The sequence below is a fragment of the Streptomyces sp. R-74717 genome, from assembly GCF_047305335.1.
Classification (GTDB): domain Bacteria; phylum Actinomycetota; class Actinomycetes; order Streptomycetales; family Streptomycetaceae; genus Streptomyces; species Streptomyces atratus.
Map to the genome: position 1 here is coordinate 4,712,798 of NZ_CP102361.1, position 7,203 is coordinate 4,720,000.

6 protein-coding genes and 2 rRNA genes (1 of these 8 running past the window's edge) are annotated in these 7,203 nt (G+C 68.7%); 5 read left to right on the top strand and 3 right to left on the bottom strand.

Annotation, left to right across the window (positions count from 1 at the left end; all coding sequences use genetic code 11):
• A complete protein-coding gene (locus NRF20_RS21550; RefSeq protein ID WP_398629997.1) occupies nt 1–1,527 on the top strand; it encodes a TraM recognition domain-containing protein in 1,527 nt (508 codons plus the stop codon).
• 24 nt (nt 1,528–1,551) lie between these two features.
• Here the strand turns inward: NRF20_RS21550 and NRF20_RS21555 are convergent, their stop codons facing one another.
• Nucleotides 1,552–2,112 carry a GNAT family N-acetyltransferase gene (locus NRF20_RS21555; RefSeq protein WP_413753107.1) on the bottom strand — a complete coding sequence of 187 codons (561 nt, stop codon included), beginning with the start codon at nt 2,110–2,112 and terminating at the stop codon, nt 1,552–1,554.
• Nucleotides 2,113–2,261: 149 nt separating this feature from the next.
• Here NRF20_RS21555 and NRF20_RS21560 point away from each other — a divergent pair, with 149 nt between their 5' ends.
• Genes NRF20_RS21560 through NRF20_RS21575 form a run of 4 tightly spaced genes read left to right on the top strand, consistent with a single transcriptional unit; the run spans nt 2,262 to nt 5,971 of the window.
• Nucleotides 2,262–3,200 carry an ATP-binding cassette domain-containing protein gene (locus NRF20_RS21560; RefSeq protein ID WP_398629995.1) on the top strand — a complete coding sequence of 313 codons (939 nt, stop codon included), beginning with the start codon at nt 2,262–2,264 and terminating at the stop codon, nt 3,198–3,200.
• Nucleotides 3,197–4,006: an ABC transporter permease gene (locus NRF20_RS21565; protein WP_413753108.1), complete on the top strand. Its 810-nt coding sequence runs from the start codon at nt 3,197–3,199 to the stop codon at nt 4,004–4,006. Before NRF20_RS21560 ends, NRF20_RS21565 begins: the two co-directional genes overlap by 4 nt.
• A 31-nt stretch (nt 4,007–4,037) precedes the next feature.
• Complete coding sequence (locus NRF20_RS21570) at nt 4,038–5,309, top strand: sensor histidine kinase (protein WP_398629993.1); 1,272 nt, start codon at nt 4,038–4,040, stop codon at nt 5,307–5,309.
• Entirely contained in the window at nt 5,306–5,971 is a 666-nt protein-coding gene (locus NRF20_RS21575) for a response regulator (RefSeq protein WP_398629992.1), read from the top strand. Before NRF20_RS21570 ends, NRF20_RS21575 begins: the two co-directional genes overlap by 4 nt.
• A gap of 67 nt (nt 5,972–6,038) precedes the next feature.
• Here NRF20_RS21575 and rrf read toward each other — a convergent pair.
• Nucleotides 6,039–6,155: ribosomal RNA gene (rrf, locus tag NRF20_RS21580) — 5S ribosomal RNA — on the bottom strand.
• A gap of 79 nt (nt 6,156–6,234) precedes the next feature.
• A 23S ribosomal RNA gene (locus tag NRF20_RS21585) occupies nt 6,235–7,203 on the bottom strand; it runs 2,156 nt beyond the window's last position.

Below are 7,203 nucleotides of genomic sequence, written 5' to 3' on the forward strand. Positions count from 1 at the left end.
ATGGCAGGGCGCGGCGAGGTACGTACCGGCGGCAGTGGAGGCGGCGGAGGCATCCCGGACGGCCTGCTGATCGGCCTGCTGGCCTTCCTGCTCGGGCTGACGCTGCTGGCATGGACGGCCACCGGCCTGGCCGGACTGTTCACGCACGGCGCCTGGCCGGAGGGGGTCACCCTCGCCGAGACCCCCCCGGCGATGCGACAACTCGTCACCACACCGCACGACATCCCGGCCGCCTGGCCGAACACCCCGGCGGGCGAGCTCTCCGGGTACGGACTGTTCTGGGGCCTGTTCATAGGCGAACTGATGGTGCTGCTGGTGCTGACGGTCTTCGTGATAGGGGTGGTGACCCGTTGGCGGCTGGTACGGGCACGGCAGCGGAGCGAACGGTACGGGGACGAGGACATGCCCGTACCGCCCCAGCGGCAGGAGCCCCGGCCCGAGGCCCAGAACCCACAGCAGACGGAGCCGCAGCCAACGCCGGAGCCGCAGCCTCGACCGACGACCCACTCCCCGGAGGCCGTGCCCGCACCTGCACCCGCGCCCGTACCCGTGGAGCACACCCCGCCCGAGCCCGCTCCCTCCCCCCTTCCCTCTCCCCGCACCCCCCTCGTCGTCTACGGACCGGCCGCCACCCGCCGCCCCACCGCCATCCAGGCGATCCAGGAGGCCGACGGGCCCGCGCTCGTCGTCACCTCCGACCCCACCGTCTGGGCCGAGACGAAGGACGCCCGCGCCAAGCTCGGCCCGGTCCTCGTCTACGACCCGGGCCACCTCTGCGACACCCCGGCCCGCCTCCACTGGTCCCCCACGGCCGGCTGCGAACAGCCCGACACGGCCGCCGCCCGCTCCGCCGCGCTTCTCGCCCCGGTCCGGCCGCAGGCCCGGATCGACGCGACGACGGCCGACACCGCGGAAACGCTCCTGAAGTGCTGGCTGCACGCCGCCGCCATCGACGGCAGGCCCTTCCGCCAGGTCCACCGCTGGGCCCTCGGCGGCAGCGCTCACGAACCGGTGCGCCTGCTCCGTACCCACCCCAAGGCAGCCTCCGGGCTCGCCGGCGTGCTGGAGTCCGCACTCACCGCCCATCCCGAACGCCGCGAGATGGCACAGGAATTGACGGTACGGGCCTTCGCCGCGCTCTCCTCGGTCCACATCCGCGAGGCCTGCACACCGAACCGGGCCGATTCGCTCGTGCTGGAATCTTTTGCGGGCGAGGGGGGCACCCTTTATGTGGTGGGTGAACCGATCGAGGATCCCCGCTCGGGTCCCGGAGCAATGCCCCTGCTCACGGCACTCGCCTCGCACGTGGTCGAGCACGGCCGCCGCATGGCCGCACGGTCAACCGACGGTCGGCTCGACCCACCAATGACGCTCGTACTCGACGACGTCGCCGCGGTGGCGCCACTGCCCCGGCTCCCGGAGCTGCTGTCGACCGGCCGGGCCCAGGGCCTGCCGACCCTGGCCCTCCTCCGCTCCCAGGAACAGGCCCGCGCCCGCTGGCCCCAAGACCTCACCGGCTCACGCTAGCCGGGCGAACCCGGCGCCACGCACCTATACCGGCCGCCCCACCGCATACTCCAGCTCCCGCGCAGACGGGTCGCCCGGCACAGGCACCGACTCCCCGGTGGCCACAAACCCGATCCGCCGATAGAGCGCCGCAGCCCGCGCATTGTCCTCGTGCACATACAGCCGCACCCGCTCGATCCGCGGCTCCACCAGCGACCACGCCCAGTCCGTCCCGGCCCGGAACAGCTCCTCAGCCAGGCCCTCGCCCCGTGCCTCGGGCCGTACGAACACACCGACCACATGCGCCTGGTGGACATCGACCGCCGCCCCGAACCGCACCTCCGCGTCCGGCCGCTCGATCAGCACGGTGACGCCGCCGTCCCACCGCCCGTCGGGCGCAACGGCGACGAACTGCCGCACTTCACCGCTCCCGTCCTCGGACGCGCCGAGCGCCCGGTCCTGCCAGAACGCGTCGGGCTGGGCCGCACCCTGCGCGTACGTCTCCAGAAAGGCCACCGGCGCAGCCGGGTCCTGCAGCGCCGCCAGCCGCAACTCCTTGACCAGGGACCATTCATCGGCGCGTACGGCTCGGATCACATGTTCCATCCGCCGATCCTTCCCTTCCCCACCCGACCTGCGCAAACAACATTCACGGCCCCCGACCGCCCCCGCGTCGTACCCCGGTACTACACGCACCGCCACATCCCGCCCCAGGTCCGACGCCCGCGGCGGGCCCCCTCCGTAGCGTCGACCGCATGATCAGGGCATACGAACTCACCAAGAGGTACGGAGACTCCACCGTCGTCCAGGACCTCGACTTCACGGTCCAGCCCGGCACCGTCACCGGATTTCTCGGCCCGAACGGCGCCGGGAAGTCGACGACGATGCGCATGCTGCTCGGCCTGGACGCCCCGACCCGCGGCCGCTCGACGATCGGCGGACGGGCGTACGCCGCCCACAGCGCACCGCTCACCGAGGTCGGCGCGCTCCTGGAGGCCCGCTCCGTCCACCCCGGCCGGACCGCGTTCAACCACCTCATGGCGCTCGCCCACACCCACGGCATCCCGCGCAGCCGCGCCGAACACGTCCTCGACCTGGCGGGCCTGACCGCGGTCGCCCACAAACGGATCAAGGGCTTCTCGCTCGGTATGGGCCAACGCCTCGGCATCGCCGCGGCACTGCTCGGCGACCCGGCCACCCTCATCCTGGACGAACCGGTCAACGGCCTCGATCCCGAGGGCGTGCTGTGGATCCGCAACCTGCTCAGATCCCTTGCCCGGCAGGGCCGTACGGTCTTCGTCTCCTCGCACCTGATGAGCGAGATGGCGCTCACCGCCGACCATCTGATCATCGTCGGCCGCGGCCGGCTCCTCGCCGACACGACGGTCGCCGACTTCGTGGCCACGGCGGGCGGCGCCTCGGTCAAGGTCGTCACCCCGCAGGCCCACGCCCTGCGCGAGCTCCTCACCGGCCCCGGCATCGAGATCACCCCCGGTCCGGCCACGGCCCCCGACGGGCTGGAGGTCCGCGGTACGGACGCGGCACACATCGGCCGCACCGCCGCCGCCCACGCCATCCCCCTGTACGAACTCACCCCGCAGACCGCCTCCTTGGAACAGGCCTTCATGGACCTGACGCAGGAGTCGGTCGAGTACCGGATCGCCACCCCCGAACCGACCGGAGCCCTCGCATGACCGCCGCAGTCAGCCACCCGAGCCGACGCCCGAATCAAAACCCCTACCGAGTCACGACCACCCGGGTCCTGCGCTCCGAGTGGCACAAACTCCACTCCCTGCGCTCCTCCTGGATCACTCTGGTCTCGGCGTCCGTCCTGGTTCTCGCCATCGGCCTGGTCATGGGCGCGACGTACACCTCCGACGGCGGCGACTCCGACGTGGACACGGTGGTCCTGGTCCTCTACGGCTCGGTGCTCGGTACGTTGTGCACCGTGGTGCTGGGCATCCTGGTGACCGCGGGCGAGTACTCGACCGGCCTGATCCGCGCCTCGCTCACCGCGGTCCCGCGCAGACTCCCGGTCCTGTGGGCGAAGGCGGCGGTCTTCACCGTCACCGTCTTCGTCGCCATGCTCACCACCGCTCTGCTCACCTTCGTCGCCGCCCAGCTCCTCCTCCACGACACCGACCAGGCGGCCTCGCTCAGCGACCCGGGCGTATTCGGCGCGGTCGTCGGCAACTCCGCCGGCATCACCCTGCTCAGCCTGATCGCGCTCGGGCTCGGCGCCCTGATCCGCTCGGTTCCGGGCGCGATCGGCGCCTTCATCGGAGGCGTGATGATCCTCCCGGAGGTCCTCTCCATGCTTCCGTACGACGCGGTGAAGAGCGTCGTCAAGTACTTCCCCACCCAGGCGGTGGGCGCCCTCGGTTCGGCAACCCCGCTCCCGGGCGAGGCCCCCGCGGGCGGGGCTCTGCTCGCCCTGTGCCTGTGGGCCGGGGCAACCTTGTGCGCGGCCGCCCTGCTGCTGCGCCGACGGGACGCATGACGCCGGGGCGGCCGGCCGCGAGGATGGACGGGTGACGGGCGAACACAAGGACCGGGCTTCGGGCACCACCGCGCTGACCGGGCATATCCAGCGCCTCCTCCAGCGTGTCCGCGCATTCGACCTGCGCCGGCCGATGGTCTGGAACGGGCTGCTCACCACGTTCTGGGTGATGTTCGCCGTACTCGACTTCACCTCCGGCGGCTGGCGCACCGTGGCCGGCGATCCGCGCGCGCCCGAACCACTGGTTCTGCTGGTGAGCGTGGCGTTCTCCGCACCGCTGCTGTGGCGCCGCACGCATCCGCTGGCCGTGCTGGCGTTCATGACCCCGTTCTCCCTGGCCAATGTCTGGACGGGGGCGATCGTCCAGGCCGCCTACCTACAGGAAATCGTCGTCTTCAACATCGCACTACGGCTGCCCATGCGGGCCCTGGCGTGGGCGGGCGCCGTGGTGACCACCCCGCTCGTGGTCGGCATGCTGCGCTTCCCGCACGGCTGGGACCCACTCTTCGTCCCCCACCTCTGGGCGTTCGCGTTGGCGTCCCTGCTGGGGATCGTGGTCCGTACGCGCAAGGAGTACACGGAGGCCCTGGTCGACCGCGCCCACCGGCTGGAGCTCGAACGCGACCAGCAGGCCCGGCTCGCGGCAGCCGCCGAACGGACCCGTATCGCCCGGGAGATGCACGACATCATCGGCCACAACCTGTCCGTCATCACGGGCCTCGCGGACGGCGGCGCGTACGCGGCCGCCAAGAGCCCGGACCGGGCCGCCCAGGCCCTGGAAGCCATCGGCACCACGAGCCGCCAGGCCCTCACGGAGCTCCGCCGCCTGCTCGGCGTCCTGCGCGACCACCCCGCCGAGGCCGACCGCACCCCGCAGCCGACCCTCGACGACATGGACACGCTCCTCACCGGCGTACGAGCAGCGGGCCTCCCCGTACGCCTGCACATCCGCGGCAGGCCCCCGTCGTACCCGCCCACCGCGGGACGCCAGCTGACGGTCTATCGAGTGGTGCAGGAGGCACTGACGAATACTCTGAAGCACGCCGGCACGGACCCGTCACTGACCGCGGAGGTCACGCTCACCTATCGGGCGACCGAGCTGGAGGCCCTGATCACGGACACGGGCGCCACCGGTGGTGGACCCGACGGCGGCGGGCAGGGAATCACCGGGATGCGGGAACGGGCATCCCTCTACGACGGCACACTCGAAGCAGGCCCACTACCGAAGGCCACAGCTACAGATTCAGCCGCCGGCGGCTGGCGGGTTCGGCTCCGACTCCCCCTGGAGGACACACCCTCGTGACGACCGTGCTCATCGCGGACGACCAGCCGATGCAACGCTTCGGCTTCCGCATGCTGCTGGAGAGCCAGGACGACATGACCGTCGTCGGCGAGGCCGCCAACGGCCACGAGGCCCTGAGCCTCGTCTCCCGGCACCATCCGGACGTGGCCCTGATGGACATCCGTATGCCACTCCTGGACGGCATCGAAGCCACCCGACGCATCATCAGAGCCGGTGCCCGTACCCGCGTCCTCATCGTCACGACGTTCGACCTCGACCGGTACGCGTACGACGGCCTCCGCGCCGGCGCCAGCGGCTTCCTCATCAAGGACGCACTGCCGGAGGAACTCCTCTCCGGCATCCGAGCTGTGGCAAGCGGCGACGCAGTGGTCGCCCCCAGCCTCACCCGCCGTCTTCTGGACGCGTATGTGCAACACCTGCCGACCGTTCCCGGCGGCTCCTTCACCCTGGACGCACGCATCGCGACCCTCACCGAACGGGAAAGGGAAATCCTCACGGTCATCGGCCGGGGCTGGACCAATACGGAGATCGCCGAACGGCTCCACCTCGCCGAATCAACGGTGAAAACACACGTCACGCGCATCCTCGCCAAAACGGGATCACGCGACCGCGTCCAGGCAGTCATCCTGGCCTACGACACCCACCTGGTCACCCCCGCCTGACAGCAAAGAGGGGTGAAACGCAGAAAAGCCCCGTGCCACAAGGGCACGGGGCTTTCCCGTAAAAGGAGTTCGGCGGCGTCCTACTCTCCCACAGGGTCCCCCCTGCAGTACCATCGGCGCTGAAAGGCTTAGCTTCCGGGTTCGGAATGTAACCGGGCGTTTCCCTAACGCAATGACCACCGAAACACTATGAAATTAACCAACACCGGAACACAACACGGCCGTTCGTTATTTCAGAACAAACACAGTGGACGCGAGCAACTGAGGACAAGCCCTCGGCCTATTAGTACCAGTCAGCTCCACCCGTTACCGGGCTTCCACATCTGGCCTATCAACCCAGTCGTCTACTGGGAGCCTTAACCAATCAAGTTGGTGGGAATACTCATCTCGAAGCAGGCTTCCCGCTTAGATGCTTTCAGCGGTTATCCTTTCCGAACGTAGCCAACCAGCCATGCCCTTGGCAGGACAACTGGCACACCAGAGGTTCGTCCGTCCCGGTCCTCTCGTACTAGGGACAGCCCTTCTCAATATTCCTACGCGCACAGCGGATAGGGACCGAACTGTCTCACGACGTTCTAAACCCAGCTCGCGTACCGCTTTAATGGGCGAACAGCCCAACCCTTGGGACCGACTCCAGCCCCAGGATGCGACGAGCCGACATCGAGGTGCCAAACCATCCCGTCGATATGGACTCTTGGGGAAGATCAGCCTGTTATCCCCGGGGTACCTTTTATCCGTTGAGCGACAGCGCTTCCACAAGCCACTGCCGGATCACTAGTCCCGACTTTCGTCCCTGCTCGACCCGTCGGTCTCACAGTCAAGCTCCCTTGTGCACTTACACTCAACACCTGATTGCCAACCAGGCTGAGGGAACCTTTGGGCGCCTCCGTTACTCTTTAGGAGGCAACCGCCCCAGTTAAACTACCCATCAGACACTGTCCCTGATCCGGATCACGGACCCAGGTTAGACATCCAGCACGACCAGAGTGGTATTTCAACGACGACTCCACAACCACTGGCGTGGCCGCTTCAAAGTCTCCCACCTATCCTACACAAGCCGAACCGAACACCAATATCAAACTGTAGTAAAGGTCCCGGGGTCTTTCCGTCCTGCTGCGCGAAACGAGCATCTTTACTCGTAGTGCAATTTCACCGGGCCTATGGTTGAGACAGTCGAGAAGTCGTTACGCCATTCGTGCAGGTCGGAACTTACCCGACAAGGAATTTCGCTA